Origin of the sequence: Kitasatospora sp. NPDC086791 (assembly GCF_040685975.1) — a bacterium.
In the GTDB taxonomy this organism is placed as follows: Bacteria; Actinomycetota; Actinomycetes; order Streptomycetales; family Streptomycetaceae; genus Kitasatospora.
This window is the reverse complement of the sequence record NZ_JBFBOC010000009.1, coordinates 169,913-195,532: the sequence shown is the minus strand read 5'-3', so window position 1 is coordinate 195,532 and position 25,620 is coordinate 169,913. Positions and strand designations below refer to the sequence as shown.

The window sequence follows — 25,620 nt, the reverse complement described above, 5'->3', positions numbered from 1 at the left end:
CGGGCCCGGGGGTTCACCCTTCTTCCGGGGCGCCCCGGGCCGGCCGGGCCGCGGGCACCCCGGAACCGGCCTACAGGTTCAGCGCCTTGACGATCTCGTCCTCGATCGACACCTCGAACTTCTTCCCGAACCCGGCTTCGAGGTCCGGCAGGAGCAGCGGCGGTTCGGGGGCCGACGGCCCGTCGGGCAGCGGTCGGGGGGCCGGCCGCTCCTGTTGCTCCGGGGAGAACAGCGGCGGGGTCGGCCGACGGAGCCCGAACCACTCCCGGAGGTCGGCGAGCGTGCACGGCTCCCCGCGCTGTTGCCGGCGCACGACGAAGTCGGCCACCCGCCGCAGGCCGTCGGACATCGGCTCGCTGCCCTCCGGAGTCCCCAGCAGCTCCCGCACCAGGGCCACCGTGCCGGTCGACGTGCCCCCGGCCAGCTCGACCAGCCGGTCGACCGCCCGGACGTGCGCGAGCCCCTCGGGCGTGACGGTGTTGAACTCCCGGCCGTAGGCCGCCCGTCCCCACCGGACGGTGTTCTGCAAGCGCTCCTGCTCGGCGGCGGACGACGGGGTCCCGGCGGGCGGCGGAGTGGCTCCGGCGGGCGTGAGCCTGCCGTCCTCCTCCAGCGTCCGGCGGACGTCGTCGAGGGCCAGCGCGTCCTCGCCGAACCGCGGCTTCCCCTCCCCGGCCGCCTCGCTGAACGTCAGGTAGTGGTCCGCGGGCACCTGCCGCTCGTGGGTCTCCGCCAGCGGCAGGTCGACGGTGAACGGCACCACCCCCTGCTCGGTGACGGACTTCCGGCTCCCGTCGAAGAACGTCACCTCGATCTCGGCGGCACCCGCGTACCGGGCCATGTGCACCGATCCCTTGCCGTTGCTGACCAACGGGCCGTTGTCGCCGAGGGCGCCGCCGTCCCGCCACAGCCGCTGGGCGCCACCGGTGATGCCCGGGGTGTGGGTGATGTCGCCGGCGAGCTTGACGCCGGCCTGGGCCTGGAGGCCCACCTGCCGGGCGTTCAGCTCGGTCAGGACGGAACCGGAGGCGACGGTGTTCGCCGGGCTCAGTTCGACCGCGGTGTCGTTGGTCCGGTGCACCAGCTCCAGGAGTTTCACCCGCACCTCCACGCCCTTGTCCTGGCCCAGCAGCCACCGCCCGGGCGAGGCGGTGGCGATCTCGGTGCCCCGGGTCGCGGTGCCGAACAGCGCCGACAGGTGGCTGTGCGAGGTGATGTTCTCCACCGCCGTGCCGAGCTGTCGCCACGCCCGCGCGCCGAAGTACTCCCGGCCGCGCAGCCGCACCAGGTCCTGCACACCGCCGACGTCGCCGAGCCAGCGCAGGACGTCGGTGTCGCGCAGCCCGGTCCAGACCCGGGCCGGCGGGACCGGGACGGCGACCTGCTCCGGCACCACCACCGGGACGGTGCGGGGCGGGGGCGGGGCGGCGGCCTTGCTCTCCTCCGCGGCCGTACGCTCCTCCGCGGGCTTGGGCTCGGTCGTGGTCTTGGCCTCCGCCGTCGTCTCGGTCGTCGTCCTCGGCGCGGGGGCCGACCGGGTCTCGCTCGTCTCGACGATGGCCTCGTAGCCGATCCGCGCGGTGCGCACCACCGTGGTGGAGGCCCCGAACAGCGGCCTCCGGGTGATCCGGACCCGCAGCTCCGCGTCGCCGTCGTAGGCGCTGCCGGACACCTTGGCCTTGGTGGCCATCCCGGCCCCGGTGCTGCGGCTCAGGATGTCCACGTGGTCCTTGCCCCAGCCGACGTTGCCCGTCAGCCCGAGGGTCACCGGCACGGCTCCCGCCACCGGGACGGTCGCGTTCACCCCGACGGTCACGTTCTTGCCGTGGCCCGCACCGAAGTTGGTGACGCCGTCGGAGCTGGCGAAGCTGTGCTGGACCTGGGTGCCGGCGTTGAACTCGGTCGTCCCGGTCCCGCCCAGGTGGTCGCTCCGGTCGAGCAGGACGGCGTCGATCCGCACGGTGGTGCGGCCGTGCCGCACGACGATCGCGTCCCCGGCCGTCATGGCCTTGAGCCGCGCCTGCAGCCTGATCGGGGTCAGTTCGTCCGTCAGCTTGCGGACGATGCCGTCGCGGTCGCTCCCGAACGGGTTGTCCCGGCCCGGGCCGGACGCGGCTCCGGTGGCGGCCGCACCCTCGGCCGAACCGTCGGCGGCCCCGGCGGCGGCCCCGGCGGCGGGCCCGCGGGTGGGCCGCTCCAGCCGGCGCAGGACCGACTCCCCGAGCGACTCGGTCCTGCGCACCGCCTCGGCCCCCGCCGGCCTGCCGCCCGCCGGGGCCTCCTCCGGGAGCGCGTACACGTCGCTGACGATCGTCGAGGAGTCGAGCCGCCGGTGGTCCAGGAAGCCCGCGGGCTGCTTCGCGGCGGCCGTCGGCCCGGCCTCGCCGGCCACGGGCAGGGCGTCGCGCCTCGGCACGGCCACCCGGGCGCTGCCGTCCACCTGGTCCCGGAAGGTGCCGTCGTGCAGGCCCAGCCGGCTGAACCTGACCTCGACCTCGTACGTGGTGGCGGTGTCGAAGAAGACCGCCGGCTCGGTGTGCTTGCCCCGGTTGGACACCGAGGCGATGGTGTCCGCGGCGCCGCCGTAGGTCCGGTCGATCCGGTGCGTGTACCCGGCCGTGACGTCGACGAACTTGGTCTTGATCTTCCCCAGGACGCCGCCGGTGTAGCGGTGGAGGCGGTCCCGGGCGTAGCCCTGGCCGCTCGACGTCTGGGTGCCGGACTCGAACTCGTACTTCTCCGTGGTGGAGTGGTACGTCGACGCGCCCAGTTTGGCCGTGACGGTGATGTCGGCCTGCCAGGTCCTGCCGGAGACGGACTCGGTGATCCGCCCGCCCCGGGTGAGCTGGGACAGCTGGGTCTTGAACGCGACCCGGCCGAAGGCCTCCCCGATCCGGAACCGCACCTCGTCGGACAAGTCGCCGTACTTCGCCCACACCGCGTCGGTGACGGTCTCGCGCACCCGGGCGGCGCCGGTCAGGCCGTGCACCACGTAGGAGGCGTTCAACTGGTGCCGCTCGGCCATCCGCCGCGGCGCCCGGTACTCCCCGGTCCTGGCCCCGTCCCCGGCGGACTCCGCCGGGGCCTTCTGCGGTTCCGCCGCCTTCGCCGCGTCCTCCGCCGCCTTCGCCGTCTCGGCCGTGAACTCCGGCTCGCCGTCGGCGTTCCGGTGGACCGTGACGTCCGTCGTCTCCCGGCTGTCCAGGCCGACCTCGACCCGCACGTGCTCGCTGACGGACCTGCCGCCGGACGTGCCGCCGGGCTTGTCCCCCGGGTTGCCGCCGGGCTCCCCGAAGGAGACCTTCAGCAGCAGATCGGCACCGTAGATCGCCTGGGCGACCCCGTGCTTGCCGTTGGCGTACGACCGGTCGGCGTCCCGGCCGCGCCAGGCGAACCGGTCCCGCTGCTGGCCGCCGCCGGTGCCGGAGAGCTCGATGCCCGGCGCCTCCTTGCGGACGGCCCCGCCGAGCTGGCCCTGAGCGGCGAAGGTACGGCTGAGCAGCCGGCGGTCGGCGGAGAACTCACCGGCCTCGTTCACCTGGTTGAGCTCCGCCTTGGCGTCCTCCCGCCGGTAGGTCATCCTCGCGACCTCGGCGGTGACGGTGACGACGGTGCCGTCCTTGCCGTGCAGCTTCAGCTCCAGCGGCTCGCCCCGGGTCATCGCGGTGAGCCGGGAGGCCAGCTTGGGCTGGCCCAGCACGTGCATGACCTCCTCCCGCACCGAGCTCCAGCCGTCCCCGAACAGCCGCAGGCCCTTGGCGTCCACCGCCTTGCGCAGGTCCGCGGTGCTCTCCAGGTCCCGCAGGACGACCGTCTCGTCCAGGCCCTCCGTCCAGACCCGCCCGGGCGGCGCCTTGGCCGGTACCGGCACCGGCGTCGGCTGCTCCGACGCGGACGCGCCTCCGGGAGCACCCCCGGGAGCGGTGCCGGGAGCGCCGCCGTCGGTCCCCGGCGCCTCCGGGGCCGAGGTGTCGGCGCGGTCGACGAGCAACCGCACCCCCGCCTCGCCCGCCCGGTGCTTCTCGTCCTTGCCGTTGAAGGTCAGGTCGAACCGGACGGTGCCGTCGTAGAGCACGCCGGGCACCTTGGACTTGCTGGTCAGCTGGGAGAGCCGGGCGTGGCCCGAGACCTCGACGTGCTCACGCCCCAGCCGGCCGGTGGCCCCGCCGTTCACCAGCACGCCGTCCGTCTTCGGCCCGAAGGTGGGCACGATCGGGAACTGGGTGGCGTGGGCCCGGTCCGTGACGCTGCTGCGCACCTGCTGGTGCACGGTGCCGATGTTGAACTCGGTCTCCTTGGTGGTGCCCACCTGGTGCGGGTCCACCACCCTGGCGGTGATCCCGACCGAGGCGAGCGTCCGGCCCCGCCGGTCGGTCAGCACCACGGTGACCGGCTCGTCCGCCGTCATGCTCTTCAGGTCCCGGTGGAGCCGGCCGAAGTCGACCTCGGCGAGGAGCTTGCGGCGCAGCGCGGGCCAGTGCTCGCCGAACTCCTCCGCCGCCTTCGCCTCCACGCCGCGCAGCAGCGCCTCCACCGGCCGCAGACCGTGCCGGTCGCCGCGGGGCGAGAGGTCCAGCACGATCTCCTGGCCGCCCACCCGGCCGTCCAGCAGCCGCTTCGGGGGCACCCGCGGCGTCCCGTCCGCCGGCTCGTGCACCGGGACGCCCACGGTCGTGCCGACCTCCACCGTCGCGGTCCGCCGGCCGTCCGAGAGGGGCAGCGGGGCGCTCTCGTGCCGGAGGTCCCCGAAGTCGATCTCCAGCTTCAGCCGGGTGGCGTACACGTCGTTGGCCGTGGAGGTCTTCGAGCGCGCCACCATGCCGCCGGCGTCCAGGCGGACCTCGCTGCTGCCGCGGTCGTGGAAGTAGCCGACCAGCTCGGCGAGGTCACCGGTGCCGCTCGCGTGCTTGCCCTGCAGACCGACGTTGTACTGCCGGCGCAGGTCCCCGCGGGTCCCGGTCAGCACCATCCGGTCCGCGCCGTTCTCGATCTCGATCTTCTCCTGGCGGAGCAACGTCCGCTCCAGGACCTCCCCGCGCAGCGAGACGCTGCCGCTCCAGCCGCTGCCGTCGAACGGGGCCGTCCACACCTCGCCCCGGGAGAGCGCGGCCAGCACCGGCCGCAGCGTGGCGGGGCCGAAGTAGGCGTCGGCGAACGACCGGATCGCCGCCCGGTCGTTCGGCGTGATCCCGGCGAGGACGTCGATGACCTTGTCGCGCACCGCCGCCTCGTTCTCGGTCAGCCCGATCATGAGGTCCGTGCCCGCGATCGCCGCGGGCTTGACGGGCGGCTCGGGCTTGACGGGCGGCTCCTGCTCCTGCTCGGAGGCCTCCTCGGGTCCCTCCTCCTTCGGCTCCGCCTCCTTGCGCTCCGCCTCCTTGGGCTTCTCCTGCTCGGGGGTCTCCTTGGGCTTCTCCTGCTCAGGGGTCTCCTTGGGCTTATCCCCCTCGGAGGCCTCCTTCTCGGGCTTCTCCCCCTCGGAGTCCTTCCTGGGCAGCGCCTCCTCGTCGGCGCGCTCCTTCGGCCCCTCCGTGAGGGTCTCCCGCCGCGAGAGGCCGCCGTCCTCGTGCTGCCGCTCCCGGACGGCCGGCTCCGGGGGCCGGCTGCCGTCGTAGTGGTTGACGCCGTTGTAGTACACCGTGACCGGCTGCCCGCCCGCCGGGCCGAGGACGCCGCGGTCGTGGATCCCGTCGTGGTGCATCAGCCGCAGCCGGATGCCCAGGGCGTGGGCCAGGGCCGCCGGGAGCATCTCCCCCGCGTTCGTCCCCCACTGGCTCCGCCAGTTCCGGACGGTCCGGAGCAGCGCCTCGCGCTCGTGCGGCAGCGCGGGGCTGTGCCCGTCGGTGATGTACTGCGCCACGATGCCCTCCAGCTGGTTCCGGGGCATCCCCGCGAAGGCGGACCGGTCCGCCGCGGGGATGTACGAAAGCAGCTGGCGTTCGCTCAACTCATCCAGTCGGCCGAGCTGTTGTCCGCGCAGGCCGCGCAGGACCTCGCCGGGGAAGTCCTCCGGCGCCAGGTCGCGGTAGTGGTTCTCGACCGCGCGCCGGAGCTCGTTGACCCCGCTCACGGGGTCGGCGACCAGATGGGGCGCGCTCCGCGCGACCGCGTTCAGCAGGCACAGGCCGTTGCCCGGGACCTTCACCCGGGGGCCGGCCGGTCCGAACTCCCGGGCGTCGGGGCGCTCTTCCCGCCCGTCGTGGCCCATGGTGTGCAGCGGGAAGGAGTGCCCGGCCCCGGCGCCGCCCGGGGCCGGCCGGGGAGTGGCCCAGAAGTCGGTGATCAGGCCGTCGTGCTGACGGACCGTCACGCGGTGGGTCGGGAAGTCGTGCACGATCTCGGCGGGCAGCACCGCGCCGGGCGCACCGCCCCGGGCGAGTCGCTGCTGCGCGTCCTCCAGCAGGTGGTAGGCGAGGCTGCGGCGGTCCGCCGGCGCCCACGCGGCGGGCATGCCCCGGCCCGCGTCCGCGGCGAGGGCGGGCATGGCCCGGTCCACCCGCGGCCCGAACTCCGCGGCCATGTCGGTGACGGGAGGGCGGGTGCCGGTCCACGGCGCGCCCGGTTCCCGCAGCGGCTGCGCGTGCGGCACGGCGGCCACCGGGGTGAGCGGGGCGGGGTTGTGCGCCGCCAGGAAGCGGGCGAACGCCGGGAGGTCGCGGCCGGCCGCCTGGAGGACGTCGGGCGCCAGCACGTCGAGCGCGCTCAGGAGGCCGTTGTCCCTGGTCGCGGCGGACTGGCGGGGGTCCGTGCGCAGACCGGCCTGGCGGTCCGCCTCCATGACCACGGCGACCGGGTCGAGCCCGGGGCGGCGGCGCAGGGCCTGCCCGGGGTCCGGGGTGAAGTCCAGCCGCACCCGGACCAGGGGTTCCCCGCCGGCGCGGCCGAAGTGGTCGTCCAGCCTCCGCTGCAGTTCGGCCCGGTTGTTCGGCGTGTCCGACGGGCCGCCCAGGTGGACGCCGAGTGCGAGTTCGACCCCGTTCTGCCCGCTGTCGAAGCGCACGTGACGGAAGGCCGCCGGGATGTTCATCGTCGTGCCGAGGCTCCCCGTCCACACCGGGGACTGCGCGACGATGTCCGCGGCGCTCCACTGCCGGTGCGGCTGCACGGTGGCGGGACGGTGCGTCAGGTGCCGGCCGTCCGCGGTGACGCCCTCGATCAGCACGCCGTCGGCCAGGCCGATCCAGTGCTCGGGCCGCGCACCGGGCGGGCTCTGCGTCCTGCGGTTCGCGTACGCCTGCGCCACGGCCTGTTCGACCCTGGCGGGTGTCCAGGCGGTGGGGTACAGGGTGTGCGTCCGCCAGTCGTCGCGCCGGTGCCAGTTGCCGGGGAACCGGGCCTCGGGCGAGTCCGGGTGGACCTTCGGGTCGAGGTACCAGACGCCGGCCCGGTAGGTGCCGTTGTCGTTCGTCTTCCACGGCTGGTCGACCCGGACGCCGCGGAACTGGTTGGCCGCGGGGTTCTGCACGTGGTGGGCGCCGTCGAGGGTGCGGCGGTTGCCGTAGCGGACGTGGTCCTCGGTCGACTGGCCGAAGGTGCCGTCGACCGGGCGCCACGGCGCGTGGGCGGGGGTGTCCAGTCCGTCCTGCCAGGTGGAGGGACGGAACGAGACGATCCGGCCGCCCCGGACCTCGCCCTCGATCCGCACGCCGTCGTACTCGCCCAGCCAGTGGTAGGTCGCGTCCCCCGAACGCTCGATGCCCACGGCCCTGCGGGCGGTGAGCGGGTGCTCGCCGGGCCGCGGGCCGGCGGGCAGGCCCGTCCCGGCCGGCGGGCGGCCGGGCTGCGGGGCGTCGCCGGCCCGGCGGGCGGCGAGGTGGGCCTGCTCGGCCGCGTACACGGCCTGCTCCGTCGTCCAGTGCCTGGGGAACATCGTCCGGGTCGTACGGGAGCCGCCGATCTCGTCGACGTCACCGGCCGTCCGGCCGGAGCGCATCACCCGCCCGGTGGTGGCGGCCGCCACCTCGAAGGTGCCGTTGCGGTTCAGCGATCCCGCCACCTCGGCCGGGCGCGGCCGTCCGGAGCCCACCGTCGGGTACAGGTGGCCGCCCCCGCCGTTCCGGCCGCCGTGCAGCGCGGTCTCGATGACGTCGCCGCCGAGCGTGACCCGGTTCGGCAGGCCGTCCGGCGCGAAGCCGCCGTGCTGGACCGGCTTCGTCGTGCCGTCCGTCCTGGGCACCCTGGAGGGCGTGCCGAGGGCCAGGTCGATGCTCGCACCCAGCTGGCGCAGGTTGCGCGGCTGGAGCGCGGTGTCGGGCAGCCTCCGCATGGTGCTGCCGGGGAGGTGGTCCCCGTCGTTGTGCAGGCGTCCGCCGGGGGTCACGATCCGGGATCCCATCCGGCCGCCGTCCGGGTACATGGGGCGGCGCCCGTGGCCGTGCCTGGCCTCGCGGTACTCGTCCGGGAGCCCGAGGTGGTGGCCGATCTCGTGCCCGAGGGTTTCCGCGGAGGTGCCGAAGTGCCAGGCCTGGTGGTGCTCGCGCCCCGGCTCGGGGTGGATGGCCACGGTCTGGGCGGCCGGCCCGGCGGTCTCGGCGAGGACGACGCGGACCCTGAGCAGGTCCCCGTCGGGCAGCCGCTGACCGAGGTTGTACGCCTGGTCGACGCCCTCCGTGACGCGCGACTTCAGGGCCTCCAGGGCCTCGCGGACGTCGGGGCGCTGCAGGTCCAGCCGGCGGGTGTCCAGGTGGAGGCGCACCGTCAGGACCTTCTCGTGGTCGACGACCCGGCCGCTGCCGTCGCGCAGTTCGACCCGGTTGATCTCGAAGCGCTGGGCGGCGCGCGCCTCCAGCCCCCGGACGAAGTCGTCGCGCGGCGGCACCGCCGTGGCCAGGGGCTGCCCGAGGTCCTCCGTGACGGACACCTTCCGGTGGTGGGCCTCCCCCCAGAAGTCGGTGACCAGACCGCCCTCGACCCGGACGGCGACCCGGACCCCGCCGAAGTCGCCGCGGTGGATCCGCGGGACCGGGGCGCCGCCGGGCGTGGCCTCGTGCGCGGCCGTCGCTTCGTTGTGCGTCGCGACCCAGTGCGCGGCGTACCGCTTCGCGTCCTGCGGCCAGTCCGTGGGCAGCCGGCGGCCCGCGTCGGGGGCGAGCGCCGGGGCGAAGGCCTGCGCGATGTCCTGGGCCTGTCCGTGCACCCAGCCGGCGGCCGGCTCACCGGTGCTCGCCGGCCGGTTCTCGGACACCGCCAGCAGCCGCGCCCGATGGTCCAACGGCGGTGCGCCGTTGAGGAGTTCGCCGGCCAGGGCGGCCGGCCCGGCGGCGTCCAGGGCGTCCGCGAGGTCCGGGAACAGCTCGGCGAAGGAGGTGACGGTGTCGTTGACGACGTCGAGCTGCGGCGCGTCCTCCGTCCCGTCGACGAAGTCCAGCCGCAGCCGGACCAGACCGGCGCCCGGGGCGTTGCCGAGGTGGGCGTCGACCAGGTCCTGCAGGTGCCGTTCCATGGCCGCGACGTCCGGGTGGTTCGGGCCGCCGGGGTGGAGCAGTTCGAGGTCGGCGAGGATCTCCACGCCCTCCTGGCCGCTGTCGAACAGCACCCGCCGCACGCGCAGCGGCACGCCGTGCTCGTCGCCCGCGTCGTGGAGGGCGCCGTGGTGGACGACGTGGTCCTCGGCCCAGGCGGGGTGGGCGGTGTGCGGCTGGTCCGGCGTCGGGCTGTGGAGGATCACCCGGCCGTCCAGGGAGATGCCCGCGATCCGCACCCCGCCCGCCTCGCCGATCCAGTACCGGGCCTCGCCGGCGCCCAGCGTCAGCAGGCCGCCGGCGCCCGTCGGCGACTCGGCCCAGTGCAGGGTGCCGTCGGGCACCCGCTCGCTGTGGAACGCGTTGGCGAAGGCCTCCTCGACCCGCTGCCGGGTGGTCGGTCCGGTCCAGTCCAGCGGGTAGTACACCGCCTTGGCCGGGGCGTCGGCCGCCCGGCGCAGGTTCCACGGCAGCTGTGCCTCCGGCGATCCGGGCACGACCCCGGGGACCGGCGTCCAGTCGTGGACCCGGACGACGCCGTTGTGGCCGACCGAGTGGTCGGGGGCCGGCCAACTGCTCGGCCGCACCGGCTCGGGCGGCGGGGCGCCGACGGCGCCGGCCCGGTGCCAGACCCCGCCGGGTGGCGGGCCGACCGGGATGCGTGCGGAGCCGTTCGGGAAGGCGGCCGAGGCCCCGAGGATCGGCGCGGTGGGCAGGGGTTCCGGCGCCGGTTGCGGCACCGCCTCCTGCTGCGTCTCCGGGCCGGCCGCCGACTCGTGCGGTTCCGGGGCGCGGTGCCGGACCGGGGCGTTGGCCGGTGCGCCGTGGTTCGCCTGCGCTGCCGGGGGCTCGCCCCAGAAGTCGACGATCTTGCCGTTCTCGGTGCGGATCCCCAGCACGAAGGTGACCAGCCCCCAGCGGAAGCCGTCCGTCGTGATGCCCTTCTCGCGCGCGGCGAGCAGGACGTTGTGGGCCGCACTCCTGCGCTGCTCGGGCGTCCAGTAGGCGGGCATGCCGCGGCCCGCGTCGGGGTGGAGGCCGGGCATGCCGGCCGCCACGGCCCCGGCGTCGTCCGCCATCTGGTGGGTCAGGCCGGTGGCCGGCGGCCGGGTGCCCGTGCCGGGCGGGCCGGGCACCCGGAGCTCGGGCACGTCGAGGGCCGGGTGCTGCAGGGCCAACGCCCTGATGTGGGTGGGCAGTTCGGCCTCCGCGGACTCCATGAGGCCGGGGGCCAGCGCGAACAGCGCGTCGAGGACCCCGTCGTGCGGGTCGGCGCTCCCGTCGTTCAGGGCGTGCACGAGGGACGGCAGGTCCCCCTCGCCGCGGGGGTGGGCCTGCTCGGGGCGGGCGGTGAACGCCAGCCGCAGCCGCACCCGCGGTTCGCCCCCGGCCCCGGCCAGCAGCCGGTCCGCGGACCGTTGCAGGTCGGCCCGGAGGTTGCCCTGGTAGGCGGCCGCCTCGGCCTGGTCCAGGTGGACCCGGACGGTCAGTTCGAGCTCGCGCGTGCCGTCGGCCGAGACGAGCTCGCGCAGCGCTCCGTGCAGGCGGCCGCCCGGCCCGATCGGTACCTCTCGGGCGGGCGACACCGTGACGACCTCGCCCGGCTCGTGCCGGGAGGGAGCGGGTTGCTCCGCGGCCGGGCGGTGGGCGAGGTGCACTCCGTCCCGGGTGATCCCCTCGATCCGCACGCCGTCCGCCTCGCCCGCCCACCGCTCGGTCCGGCCGTCGGTCTCGAGGGTCCGCCGGTTCCGGTGGGCCTCCTCGACCGCCTGCTCGATGCGGGGTTGCTTCCAGTCCCGGGGGTACATCGTGTGGGTCGGCACGTCGGTCCGCCGGTGCCAGTGGGAGGAGATCCAGGCCTCGGGCGAATCCGGGTTCACCATGGGGTCCAGGAACCAGACCTTGGCCTGGTAGGTGCCGTTCGCGTTCGCGCTGCCCTCCAGCTCCCGCACCCGGACTCCGCGGAAGACCCCGCTCCCGGCCCCGGACGCGGTGTGGACCCCCTCCAGCAGGTGGCGGTTGCCGTAGCGGGTGTAGTCCTCGGCCGCCTGCGTGAAGGCGGGATCACCGGCGCGCCAGGGCAGGTGCGCGGGGATGTCCAGCCCGCCCTGGTCGCGGGACGGGCGGAACGAGAGGATCCGGTCCCCCCGCACCTCGCCCTCGATCCGCACCCCCGCGTACTCGCCGGTCCAGCGGTACGTGAGGTTCGCGGGGCCGGTGGACGCCCCACCGTCCGACGCCGTCGGCGGCCGGTCGATCGTCCCGGCCCGACGCGCCGCCAGGTGCGCCTGCTCGACCGCGTACACGGTCTGCTCCAGCGTCCAGTGGCTCGGGAACATGACCCTGGTCCCGGCCCTGCTCCCCTCGACGTCACCCGCCGTCCTGAGGCTGTGGGTCTCGATCCGGGCCCGGTCCCGCACCAGGAAGGTGCCGTTGCGGTTCACCGCTCCCGGCAGCCGCTCCGGAGCGGGACGGTCCGATCCCGGGTACGGCATCAGCTGGGCGCCCCGGCCGTCCGGCCCCCCGAACAGGGCCCGGCGGACGACGTCCCCCGACAGCGTGACCCTGGCCGGCAGGCCGTCGTCCGCGTGCGGGACGTTGGCCGCCAGGGCGTCGAGGCCGCGGGCCTTGAGCGCGCCGTCGACGACCGCCCCGAGCTGCCGCAGGTGCCGGGGCTGCAGGACGGTGTCGGTGACGTGCGGCCCGTGGTCCCCGGCCGAGTTGTCGGCCGTGTCCAGCGCGAAGCGGCCCTGCCGGTCGGTCAGGTGGGTGGCCATCAGGCTGCCGTCCGGGTACGCCGCCCGGCGGTCGCCCGCCTCCCGGTACTCGTCCCGGAGGCCGAGGTGGTGGCCCAGCTCGTGCCCGATGAAGTAGGAGGCCGTGCGCAGGTGCCACGTCACGTGGCCCTCGCGCATCTCCTGGGGGTCGACCAGGACGGTCGACACGCCCTCGCCCGGGCGGTCCACCAGCTGCGTGCGCACCCGCAGGAGGTCGCCGTTCGGCAGCCGCTGCCCCAGGTTGAAGGTCCGGTCGGCGCCCTCCGCCGTCCGCTTCCGCAGTTCCGCCAGCTCGCGCCTGGTCTGGCCGTCGGTCAGGTCCAGCTTGTCGGTGTTCAGGTGCAGCCGGACGGTCAGCACGGTCTCGTGGTCCACGACCGCGCCGGAGTCGTCCCGCCGCTCGACCCGGTGCACCGTGAACCGCTGGATGAGCCGGTCGTCGAGACGGGTGAGGAAGCGGTCCCTGGGCGGCTCGACCGCCACGAGCACCGGCCCCAGGTCCTCATCGCCGGAGATCTTCCGGGCGAAGGGCTCGGCCCAGTAGTCGACGATCCGGTCGCCCTCGGTCAGCACGTTCAGCCGGACGTCGCCGAAGCTGCCGCGGTGGACGGTCGGCGCCGGCGTCCCGTCGGGGGCCTCCTCGCCGACGGGACGGCCCTGCTCGTGGGACGCGACCCAATCGGCCGCGTAGCGCTGCTGCTCCGGCGTCCACGTCCGCGGCAGGCCGCGGCCCGCGTTGACCGGGAGGTCCGCGGCGAACCGGTCGGTCAGGTCCTCCGCCGCACCGTGGACCCACGCACCGGCCGGGTGCGCGGGCGGCACCTCGGGCGCGTCGAGCAGCAGGCCCTCCGCCAGGTCGGGCAGGCCGCTGGTGCGCACCTCGGCCACGAGCTCCGGCAGCAGCTCGCCCAGGTCCCGCGGCTCATGACCGCCGACCAGGACGTCCACCGGGTCGGGTGCGTCGACGAAATCCAGCCGCAGCCGGAACGGACGGGCCCCCGGCACCTGGTTCCGCGCCACGAACTCGTCCGCCAGCGCCTGCAACCGTCGCTGAGTCCCCGCGACGACCTCCTCCCCGACCCCGTCGGCCCGGCCCACCCGGATCCCGGCGGACAGCTCCACCCCCTCCGCACCGTCCTCGAACACCATCCGCCGCACCCGCGCCGGCACACCGAACGGATCCCCGTCCACCGGCCGCTCCTCGCCGTACCGCACGTGCGGCTGCACCAGCGTCGGACTGTGCAGGACCATCTCACCGTTCAGGCGGATGCCCTCGATCCGCACCCCGTGGATCTCACCCACCCAGTGCTCCGCGATGCCGTCGCCCTCCGCCGACGTCAGCTGCGCCAGCGGGACGAGCTGCGGCTCGCCGTCCGGCCCGGTGATCCACACGTCCCGCTCGGCCGCGACGAACTCCTGCCGGTGGTGGGCGTTGCCATAGGCCTGCCAGACCCGGATCAGGGTGTCCTCGGCCGTCCAGGACCTCGGGTAGTACACGCCGGTGCCCGGGGAGTCCGCCGGGCGGCGCCGGTTCTGCGGGAACGCCGCCTCCGTCGATCCCGGCTCGACCCCGTCGACCGTCTCCCAGGCGTGCACCCGCACCACGCCGTTGTCGTCCACCGAGTGTTCGGTGGCGGGCCAGGCCGCGCCCGGCCGCAGCGGTTCGTACGGCCCCGCGCCGGACGGGTCCTCCAGCCGCTGCCAGCGGCCCCCGGACTCGTGCACCAGCGGTCGCGGCCCGCCGTCGGGCGCGGCCCAGTAGTCGACGATCCGGTCGCCCTCGGTCAGCACGTTCAGCCGGACACCGCCGAAGCTGCCGCGGTGGACGGTCGGCGCCGGCGTCCCGTCGGGGGCGACCTCGCCGACGGGACGGCCGTACTCGTGGGACGCGACCCAATCGGCCGCGTAGCGCTGCTGCTCCGGCGTCCACGTCCGCGGCAGGCCGCGGCCCGCGTTGACCGGGAGGTCCGCGGCGAACCGGTCGGTCAGGTCCTCCGCCGCACCGTGGACCCACGCACCGGCCGGATGCGCGGGCGGCACCTCGGGCGCGTCGAGCAGCAGGCCCTCCGCCAGGTCGGGCAGGCCGCTGGTGCGCACCTCCGCCACGAGCTCCGGCAGCAGCTCGCCCAGGTCCCGCGGCTCATGACCGCCGACCAGGACGTCCACCGGGTCGGGTGCCTCGACGAAATCCAGCCGCAGCCGGAACGGACGGGCCCCCGGCACCTGGTTCCGCGCCACGAACTCGTCCGCCAGCGCCTGCAACCGGCGCTGAGTCCCCGCGACGACCTCCTCCCCGACCCCGCCGGCCCGGCCCACCCGGATCCCGGCGGACAGCTCCACCCCCTCCGCACCGTCCTCGAACACCATCCGCCGCACCCGAACCGGCACACCGAACGGATCCCCGTCCACCGGCCGCTCCTCGCCGTACCGCACGTGCGGCTGCACCAGCGTCGGACTGTGCAGGTAGATCGTGCCCTCGTAGAAGACGCCCTCGATCCGCACCCCGCCGGCCTCACCCACCCAGTGCCACGCGTCGCCGCCCGTCAGATCCAGGACCTGCGGCCCGCCGTCCGCCCCGATGGTCCGCACGCGCCGTGCGTCCGGCGGGAGGAGCGCCTCGGAGGTGCGGTTCCCGTAGGCCTCCTGGACGCGATGCCAGGTCTCCTCGGCGGACCAGTGCGCCGGGTAGTACACCGCGCTGCCCCGGGAGTCCGCCGGCCGGCGCCAGTTCTGCGGGAAGTCCGCCTCCGGCGACTGCGGGTGGACGCCGTCGACCGTCTCCCAGGTGTGCACCCGGACCACGCCGTTGTCGTCCACCGTGTGCTCGGCGGCGGGCCACGGGGCGGCCGGCCGGACCGGCTCGTACGGCGTGCCGTTCCCGTCGTCGAGCCACTGCCAGCGCCCGCCGGCCTCCAGGAGGGGCGGCTCCGCGAGTCCGTCGTGCGCGGGCGCCTGGAACCGGCCCCCGTCCTCCGGCTGCGGGTGGACCGGCCCCCCGAGGTCGTCGGCCTGACCGCCGTCCGGGTGCAGCGCCAGGAAGGCGGGCTGCTGCCGCTCGGCCCGCGATCGGCGCTGGTCGGCGAAGACCTGGCCCGGGGTCCCCTCGAAGTGGGTGATCTGCCCGTTCTCCAGCGTCACCCGGAGTTCGACGCCGGCGAACCGGCCGACGACGGACGCCGTCGCGCCCTCCCCGAGATCGGTCGCGAACAGCTCCGCGACCCGGCGCGCCGCGTAGCGGCCCTCGGCAGCCGTCCACTCGCCGGGCAGGCCCCGGCCCTGGTGCTCCGCGAGGGCGGGGTGCAGCGCCGGTGCGGTGAGGCCGGCGGCCTCCAGGTCCGCCAGCTTGGTACGGGTGGGCGGGCGGTGGCCGGCGCCCGGGGTCACCGGGGTGCTCAGCGGCGGCTCCGGCGCGGCCGCCCGGTGCAGTTCGGCGATCGGCTCGCGGGCGCTCTGGAGGCGCGACCCGAGTTGGGAGGTGAACGCCATCAGGTGCGACGACACCGGCGGCATCGCGTCCGGACCGGTCGCTCCGGCCACGAAGCGGAGCCTGACCCGGACCGGCCGGCCCCCCGGCTGCGCCTCGGGCGGGAACACCTCGCGGACCTGGGCGTCGGCGATCTGCTGGAGCGCCTGCCGCTCGTACCCGGTCAGGTCCTCCCGGCTCCGCACCTGGACCACCAGTTCGGTGTCCGGCTGATCGTCACCCTGCGGCCGTACCCGGCGGTAACCGATGGAGAAGTCGACGTCACCGTCCACCACCGGGCGCTCCCACAGCGGGAGCGGCCCGTCCTCGCCGTCCCCGCGGTGGGAGGGCTGCCAGTCGGTGGGGCGGTGCACGAGGTGCTCGCCGTCGCGGGTGATGCCCTCGATCCGCACGCCCCGGGACGTCCCGATCCAGCGCAGGCCGCCGTCCGGCAGCACCTCCTCGAACACCCGCGCCCGGTACGCCCGGCCGACACCCTCCAGGACGTCCTCGGGCGCCCAGGAATCGGGGTAGAAGGTGCGCAGCTCCTGGCCGGCGGGGCGGTGCCAGCGGGACGGGAAGTCGCTCAGCGGCGAGTTCGGCGCGACCGTCGGGTCCAGGAAGTGGGCGGGCGCACGCCGGGTCTCGTTGGGGTTCCGCACAGCCGTCCCGATGTGCACGCCGTGCACGGCCGGGTCGACGGGCCGGCGTTCGCTGTGCTGGTGGAGGCCGGTGAGGGTGTGCCGGTCGCCGTAACGGGTGAGGTCCTCGACCCGGTGGCCGTACTCGTGCGAGGGCCGCTGGGGGACAAAGTGCGCCGCGGTCAGGCCGGTCTGGTCGTCGGAGGGGCGGAAGGAGGTGAACTCGCCCGCCCGGATGTCACCCTCGATCCGCACCCCGGCGTACTCGCCGACCCAGTGCTGCGAGAGGCTTCCGCGCCCGGTGATCCCGTTGGTGCGCCGGGCGTCCAGGTAGGCCTGCTGCGCCGCGTACACCGCGTCCTCGGCGGTCCAGTGCTCGGGGAACATCGTCCGGAACCGCTGGAGCGCCGCCTCGCCGGCGTCGGCGCGGTAGGTGCCGTTGGGGTTCACCGGCTCCGGGCCGGTGTTCTCGGGCCCCTGGGCCCGGGGCAGCCGGCGCCGGTCGGCGCCCGGCGGCGGAGTCAGGTGCCCGCCCAGGCGGTCCGGCCCGTCGAACAGCGAGATCCGCCGGGCGTCCTCGCGGAAGGCCGCCCGCACCGGGAACTCGCCCGCCGGCACCGGCCGGGGGGCGGTGCCGAAGACCCGGTCGAGGACCGCGCCCAGCTCGTTCAGGTTGTGCGGCCTGAGCGACACCGGCGGGGTGTGGTCCGCCTCGACGGGGCGCTGCGCGTCGTACCAGACCCGGCCGAACTCGTCCCGCCCGGGCGAGGTCATCAGGCCGAACTCCGGGTAGACGGCCCGCGGGCCGACGTCCTGCCGCCGGTACTCGTCGCCGAGGCCGAGCAGGTGGCCGACCTCGTGGCCGATCACCCGCGGCTCGGTGTCCACGCCCCAGTGCTGGGCGTGCTCCTGCGAGGTGTGGGACTGCACCTCGACGACGTGGTGGGCGTCCTCCGGTTGGTCGACGAACCGGACCGCGACCTCCAGCAGGTCGCCGTTGGGCAGCCGCTGCCCCTGGTTGAGGACGTCCCGGACGCCCTCCTCCGCGTTGAGCCGCACGCGGTCGAGTTCCTGCTCGACCACGGCGTCGGAGCCCGCCAGCCCCTCGGCCTCCAGGTGGATCCGTACCGTCAGGACGGTCCGGGTGTCCCCGCCGGGATCCTGCACCCGCCGGGCCTCGTAGGACTGGATGCGCTGGGCCTGCTGGGAGCGCAGGAACGGGTCGACGGGCGGACGCACCTCCGCCGTCACCAGCACGCGGCCGGCGGGCACCGGGTCGTCGGGGTGCCGACCGCCGGGCGCGGCCCACACGTCCATGATCCGCCCGTTGCGGACCCGCAGCCGCAGCCTGGCCCCGCCGAACTCGCCGGTGAGGATCTCCTCCGGTCGGCCCCGCACCGGGCCGTTCTGGTCCGTGAAGACCCGGTGGGCGGCGTAGCGGGCCTCCTCCCGCGTCCACTCCCGGGGCAGACCGGCGCCGCGGCGCTGCCAGGCCTGGTGGTCGAACGAATCTCTCAGCTCGCCCGAGGCCTCCGGGTCGTGCAGACGGAACAGCGGGGCGTGACCCGCGTCGGCCCCCGCCCGCTCCTCCTCGGTGTTCTCGAACACGAGGTCGGCGACGTCCTCGGCGTTCTCGCGGTCGAACCCCTCCGGCAGGTGGTCGGCGAGGACCGGCTCGGCGTCGGGACGGACGGCGATGTCGATGACGCCCGGGCCGGGCCGGTCGGTGAAGTCCAGGGTCAACCGCAGGAGTCGCGTGCCGTCGAGCTCGCCGAAGTGGGCCGCGGCCTGGGCACGCAGCCGCGCCGCCGCCCTGGCGACCTCCTGGTGCGACATCCCGGCCTCCGGCCGGAGGTGGACGGTGAGGGCGACGTCGTGCAGCTCGTGGCCGCTGTCGAGGAGGGTCCACCGGATGCGGAGGTCCGGGGTGCCCTCGCCCCCGAGCTCCGCAGGGAGCGATGTGTGGAGGATCCGGGTCCGCTCCGACAGCGGGGCGCCGTCGGGCCGGGTCTCGGCCGGGCCGTGTGCCACGACGTGGCCGTCCTGCGAGATCCCGGCGATCAGCACCCCGTCGTGGATTCCGATCCACCGGGTCCGGCCGCCCCCCAGTTCGATCGCATGAACCGGATTGCCGAAGGCCCGGGCGACGGCTTCCCCGACGTCCGCCGGTGTCCAGTGGCCGGGGTAGTGCAGATGCCCTCGGCTCGCCGGGTCGAGTTCGCCGACGCCCATCCGGCGGACGCCGCCCTCTTCGAGGATGACGCCCGGCTCCCGGACGGGGGCTGCCACGAGCCCGTTCCCGGTGTCGTGGCCGAGGGGGCCCAGCGCGTCGTCCGCGAGTCCCCCGAGGAAGTCCAGGACGTGCGGCGACAACACCGGGACGACCCGGTCCGTGCCGCCGCCGGTGTGCTCGGCGGAGGAGATGGTGAAGGCCTGGCCCAGCTGGTGGACCAGCGCGTCCCGGGAGATGGACAGGTGCCAGTTCTCACCGTTCTGGCTGACGCTGCGCTCGTGCAGGCGCACCGTCCGGTGCGGGTCGCCGGTGGCGTCCACGAACTCCACCCGGACCCGCAGCAGGCTGCCGTCCGGGAGCCTGCTGCCGGTGTCGAACAGGGCGGCGGCGTCCCTGATCCGCGCCTGCAGCGCGGCCACCCCGTCCTGGGCGTCCGGCCCGGTGAGGCCGGAGGCGTCCAGGTGGGTGCGCAGGACGAGGACGGTGACGTCCTCGCCGTCCGGCGTGGTGGTGCCGCGCCGGAGCTCGAAGCGCTGCGGCGCCGTGCCGCTGCCCAGCGCGACCTCGGCCGATTCGTGCCCGGGCTGCAGTGCGGTCGCCATGTCCTGCGCCAGGTGCGCGAACACCCCGGGGTGCGGGACGGGCTCGGGCTGCGCGGAGGACGACGAGGACGAGGAGGACGAGGAGGAGGTTTCCGAAGTGAACGGCGGCGCGTCCGAGGCGGTCGCCGGCGCTTCCTCGGCCGACGGCCCCGGCCGCGTCGTCGACTCGCGAGGGGCGGGGACCGGCTTGTTGAACTGCGCCGGGAAGGCCTCCTTGTCGCCGACCCCGTAGAAGTCGATGATCCGGTACTCGCGCCAGTCCCGCCGGACCTCGATCGTGACGCCGTTGAACGTCACCCGCTGGACCAGCACGAGGTTGTCCTCCGGGTCCCGCACCTCCGACCCGACCTGGGCGCCCTTCAGCGCCGCGTGCCGGGCCTCCGCCGCGGTCCACCCGTCCGGGAGGTTCCGGCCCGCGTCGGTGCGCAGGTTCGCGGAGAAGGAGTCCGAGGTCAGCGGGTCGTAGTCGAACTCGTGCGTCGTGGCCGGCCGCGTGCCGGTCCCCGGGGTGCCGGGCTCGACCAGCGCCGGCTCCACGAGCCGACGGCCCCCGGGGGCCGTCCACGACACGTCCCCGGCCGGGGCCGGTCCGGCCGCGCGACGGACCGCCTCGGTGAACCCGGGGGTCAGGGAGGCGGTGAGGCCGGGCAGGAGGGCGGGCAGGTCGGCGTCCTCGTCGACCGATCCGGTCCGGAGCACGGCGCCCGGGTGCGCGTCGGCCTCGCGGTCGGTGAAGTCGATCGTCACCCGGACCGGCGGATCGCCGGCGGAGAACCGGTCGGAGGCCGTCCGCACCGCCGCCCGGGCCGCTGCGATCTGCTCGGCCGTCGCCCCGTCGGGGAGGGCCAGGTGCACCGGCACCCTCAGGTCGAGGCCCAGCCGGCCGTCGAGGAGCCGGACGTTGCGGGCGGTCAGCGGCGGCCTGGTGGAGCCTGCCTCCACCGGGACCTCGCGCCACCCGGTGAGCGGCTGCTCGGCGGTCGGCCGGTGCGTCAGGTGGCGGCCGTCCCGGGTGATCCCCTCGATCCGCACGCCGTCCGCCTCGCCCACCCACCGCACGGCGCCGGAGGCCAGGGTCTCGGAGGTGTGCCGCGCCGCGTACGCCTTCTCCACCGCGGTGAGGACGTCGTGCGGCTGCCACGCCTTGGGGTAGAAGGTGTGCGTCTCCCAGTCGGCGCGCCGGTGCCAGCGGGACTCGACCGTCGACATCGGGGCGCCGACGGTCACGACCGGGTCGAGGAACCGGACGCCCGCCCGGTAGGTGCCGTTGTCATTGGTCAGGAGCGGCTGGTCGTCCACCTTGATGCCGTGGGCGGTGGCGGCCGCCGTGGTGGGCTCGTGGTGGACCCCGCTCAGGGTCTGCCGGTCGCCGTACCGGACCAGGTCCTCGACCCTCAGGTCGAAGGCGCCGCCGGTCGAGCGCCACGGCACGTACGCCGGGGTGTCCAGGCCGCTCTGGTCGTCGGACGGACGGAAGGAGGTGAACTCCCCCGCCTTGATCTCGCCCTCGATCCGCACGCCGCCGTACTCGCCGACCCAGTGGTGGGCGTACATGCCGGTCTCGGTGACCTTCCCGGTGCGCCGGGCGTGGTGGTAGGCCTGCTCGGCGGCGTAGGAGGCGTCGTCCGCCGTCCAGTGCTCGGGGAACACCGTCCGGCTCCCCGTCGACCTCGGCCGGTGGTCGGCCAGTTCCCCGACGTGTGTCGCCGGTGCGGCGGCCGGACCGCCGACCACCTTGAACGTGCCGTTGGGCTGCTCCGACCCGGGCACCCGCTGCGGCCGGGGCCGCCCGGAGCCCGGCGGCGGCACCAGGTGGCCGTCCAGTCCGTCCGGCCCGCCGTACAGGGCGCGGCGCAGCACGTCCTCGCGGAACCGGGCCCGGCCCGGCCGGTCGCCGTCCGGCGCCGGCCCGCGGTCCCGGCCGAAGGCCGCGTCAACCACCCCACCGAGCTGCCGCAGGTTGCGGACGGCCGGCGGGGTGTGCGGGAGGGCCTCCATCGGGCCGCCGGGCCGGCGGTCCATGTCCAGCCAGGGACGGCCGAAGTCGTCGGTGTAGCGACTCGCCATGATCCCGGTGTCCGGGTGGACCGCCCGGCGCCTGGACTTCGCCTCCCGGTACTCGTCGGGCAGGCCGAGCGCATGGCCGATCTCGTGGGCGATCACCCGCGACTCGGTCGTCAGGCCCCACTCCCCCAGGTTCTCCCGGGTCGAGTGCTCCAGGACGGAGACGGTGTGGTGGGCCGTGGCCGCGTCGGCGACGAATTCGAGTTCGACCCGCAGCAGGTCGCCGCTGGGCAGCCGCTGCCCGAGGTTGTAGACCTTGTCGACCCCTTCCCTGCCCCGCTGCCGGAGCGCCTCCAGGGACGCGGCGGTCTGCGGATCCGCGGGATCCACGTCCGCCGCGGGGTTCAGGTGGACCCGGACGGTCAGCACCGTCTCGGTGTCCCCGTCGGCCAGCCGGACCCGGCGGGCGTCGAAGGACTCCCACTTCCGGTCGGCCACGGCCCGGGTGAACGCGTCCCGGGGCGGCCTGATCTCCTTGGTGGGGACGAGCACCACCTCCGGCTCGTGCACCGGGGCGGTCGTCTGCGGGCGCAGCGTCTGGTGCGGCTCGCCCCAGACGTCGGTGATGACGCCGTCCTCCACGCGGACGTTGAGCCGCACTCCGGCGAACTCGCCGCGGTGGACACGCGGGGCGGTGCGGTCCCCGGTCGCCTCGCCCACGACCTCGGCCGTGCCCGTCCGCAGCACGTGGTGGGCGGCGATGCGGGCTTCGGCGTCGTTCCACTCCGTGGGCAGGCCACGTCGGGGGTTGTTCCAGGCGGCGTCCGTGAAGGAGGACCGCGGGCCGCCCGGGCCGGTCTCGGTGACGTGGACCTCCGTCACCCGCGGGGACTTGCGGGTCTGGGTCCCCATCACGAAGTCGAGGTCGTGCCGGCCCGCCGCCTCCCGGAACTGCTGCGGCAGCACGTCCCGTAGCGTCGGTTCCGTCCCGGGCGCAACCGGGAGGGTGATCGCGTCGGCGCCCGCCTGGTCGGTGAACTCCACCCGAACGTTCAGCAGTTGACCCTCATCAGCGCCCACCTGCTGACCGGCCGTGTAGTCGGCCGCGAGCGTCCGCACCTTCTGCCGCACCGCTTCCTGCTCGGCGTGGGTCATCCCGGCGGACGGCTCCAGGTGCACCCGGACGGTGAACTCGAAGCCCTCCTGCCCGGTGTCGAACCGCACCCGCTGGAGGCTCACCTTCTCGTACCCGAAGAGCTCCGTCGCGGCCCCGCGGCCGGCCACGGCCGACTCGTTCCATGCCTGGTGGGGGGCCGGGGGAACGGGAACGTCGGGGAGCGGGCGGTGGTACAGCAGCCGGCCCTGCGGGTCGAGGACCGCCTCGATCCAGACGTCCCCGGCCCGGCCGACCACGCCGATCAGGCCGTCCGGCCGCCAGTGGCCCTGCGTGGTGCCCACCACCTCCGCGACGTGCCGCGCGACCGTGCCGGCGCTCCATCCCTCCGGGTAGTACACCCGCTCCGGCGCGCCCGCCGGGCGCTGCCAGGCCCGCGGGAACGCCGTGATCGGCGACCCCGGGACGACCCCCGGCTTCAGCTGCCAGCCGTCGTGGTCGCGCACCACCCCGTTGGGGTCGGTCAGCGGCCCCGGGCCGGGACGCGGCGTGCGGTCGGGGCGGAGCGGAGCGGCCGCCGCCCCGTTGGCGTCCACGTACGGCTGCCAGCCGGGGAAGTTGGCCGGGTCCGCCGCCTGGAACTGCTGCTGGACGAGCGGCAGCGGCACCGTGGTGTCGTCCGCCTGGGTGTGGCCGCCCGTCGTTCCGTCCGTTCCGTCCGTTCCGTCATGCGGCGTCCGGGGGAACTCGTCCGCCGAGGACGTGCTGCGGGCGGTGTCGTGGTGCGGCGGCGTCAGCGGCAGGTCGTCGTCGTCGCCGTCGACCTCCAGGTACTGCAGCTCCGGATCCCGCTCCTCCTGGGCCCGGGTGCGGCGGTCCCGGGTGTGCTCCTGACTGCGCTCCTGGCCGTGCTCCTGGCCCAGGAGGACCGACGCGACGTTCACGGACGGCGGCTGCTCGGTGCGCGGGTCCGGCCCCTCGCGGCGCGGGGCAGGCGGCACGGGCGCCGGGTTCGAGGCCGACGGGTGGTCGGCGGAGGTCGGGACCCGGGCGGCGGTGGCGCTCGCGGTCGCCGCCGCGGCCCTCTCCTGCGTGCTCTCGCGCGACGTGGGCTGCTGGACCGGCCGCTGGACCGGCTGCTCGTCGTCGGACTGGGTGCGGCGGGGGGTCGGCCTGCCGGGCTCGCCGCTCTTCGGCGCCTCCTGCTTCGGCGCCCCGGACTTCGGGGCGTCCGGCTTGGGCCCGGTCAGCGGATCGTCGGACTGCACCCGGACCGGCGGGGTCGGGGCGGCCGAACCGGCCTTCGTGGTCCGCCTGTCGGCGTGTCCGTCCGCGCCGGATTCGGTCTTCGGCGGGACCGGCTCCCCGGTGCCGGGGGTCTTCCGGTGCGGCGGCGCGGGCTCGACGTGGGTGTCGGTGTGGGTGTTCTGGTTCTCGCCGAGGAAGTGCAGGCCCGCCAGGCCGATCGCCTCGGGGTCGCCGTGGCCCCCCGGCGTCAGGTCGACGTGGTCCAGCAGCTTCTGCACCAGCTCGGCGACCTCGGGATCCGCCTTGGGCGACTCGTGCTCCACGCCCGCGAACTTGTTGATGGTGTTGCCGATGTCGTCCAGCGAGGAGCCGCGCAGCTTGGCGATCTCGAAGGCGCCGGGGTGGCCCATCCGCGGCACCGGGAACGGGACCACCTTGCCGGACGCCAGGCAGGCCAGGGCCGCGAAGTTGATCGGGTGGTAGAGCGGGAAGTACTTCGACTCCCCCTCCGAGACCAGCTTGGCCTGGTGTTCCTGCACCCAGGCGTGGTACTTCGTCATCACCGGGTGCGCGCCGAGGTGCATGAGGTGCCCCATCGCCCCGGTCATCACCCCGCCGACGAAACTGCCCGCCGAGACCGAGAACTCGTGCCGGTCGTCGAAGATGAGGTTGTAGAACCCCTCGGTGAACATGTTCTGCACACCGCTGCGGAGGTAGTTGCCGAGCGCCATGCCGAGCAGGAACTTCTTGTTCCCATCGGTCAACTCCCCTGCCAACGTGGGCAGGTGCTCGGTGAGCATGGCGACCCGCCGTGCGGAGAGCTTCTCCCCGGCCTCCTTGGAGAAGACCCCGGAGAGCGCGTCCTTGACCCCGGCCCGCGCGGCTTCGTTGGATCCCCAGTGACCTGCGAAGGCCTCGCCGAACTCCCGCCCCAGCTTCCCGGCGATCTCCTTGCCCCCGAGGCTCTGGGCGAGGTGCTTGCCGAAGATCCGCTCCATGTCCTTGACGAAGATCTCGGAGAGCGTGCCCTTGCCGGTCTTCCCGAAGCCGTGCCGCAGCTGCTCCGAGGCCGCCTCCATCAGCCCGCCGAGCTCCCGGGCGAAGGCCTTGGCCTCCTTCTTGTCGAAGGGCAGCTTGGCGAGTTCCTGCTCGGACTTCTCCAGCGCCTCCTTGCCGATCTTGCCGAGCGAGCCCGCCTCGGTCTTCTCGGCACCCTTGGCGGCGGCCTCCAGCAGGCCCTTGAGGCCCTCCAGGTCGCCGTGGACCAGGAAGTTGCTGAGCTTGTCCGCCAGCAGCCGGCCGCCGCTCTTGCCGAGCAGCCGGCCGAGCAGCTTGCCGAGGCCCATGCCGAGGAGGTCCAGCGGGCCGCCCAGGACGCCGCCGATGAGACCGAAGAGCGCCGCCTGCCTGGTGAGGTCGTTGTCGAAGTTCTTGCGGTTGCCCTGGTCGATCTGGATCTTCTGGAGGATCTGGTCCAGGACGACACCGCCGACCACACCGGAGAAGGTGTGCATCAGGATGGTCTTGAGCAGGTACAGCATCAGGGCCTTGAGCGCGACCTTGGTGAGCAGCTTCTTGAGTACCAGCCCGGACAGGCTGGCACCGAAGCTGAACGGCGACCAGAAGATCGCGAGGGCGATCTCGATCATCAGCTGCACCAGCTGGGCGATCGCCATCCACTTGGTGTACTCGACCGAGTTGGCCACGTCGCCGGCGCAGTCGGCCAGCTCCTTCGCGGACCTGGTCGCCGCGGAGACGTAGTCGTCGCCACCACCCTCCGCCTCGCCGATGAACGACTTCATCCGCAGGGCGAAGGTCTGCGCGGCCTGGCCGCGGAACTCCCTCGAACACCTCGCCGCCACCGTCGAGATCAGGTCGCGCAGCTTGGGCAGGTCCTCGGCCAACTGCTCGTAGGCGTCCCGGATGTCGCGCAGGTCGCCTTCCTTGATCTCCGGCCAGGGCATGCCGGTGATGATCGTGAAGAAGCGCGCTGTCGAGGCGCTGACCTCGATCGACGAGTGGGACACGTGCTGCCTGCCGTTTCCGGTCGGTCCAGGGGCGGTTCGGGGGCGGTTCG

At 74.9% G+C, this 25,620-nt stretch carries 1 protein-coding gene; it reads right to left on the bottom strand.

Translation table 11 applies throughout. The features are described 5' to 3' along the window. Positions 1-70: 70 nt before the first annotated feature. Positions 71-25,570: an EndoU domain-containing protein gene (locus AB0Q99_RS15795; protein WP_363571984.1), complete on the bottom strand. Its 25,500-nt coding sequence runs from the start codon at positions 25,568-25,570 to the stop codon at positions 71-73. Positions 25,571-25,620 lie beyond the last annotated feature (50 nt).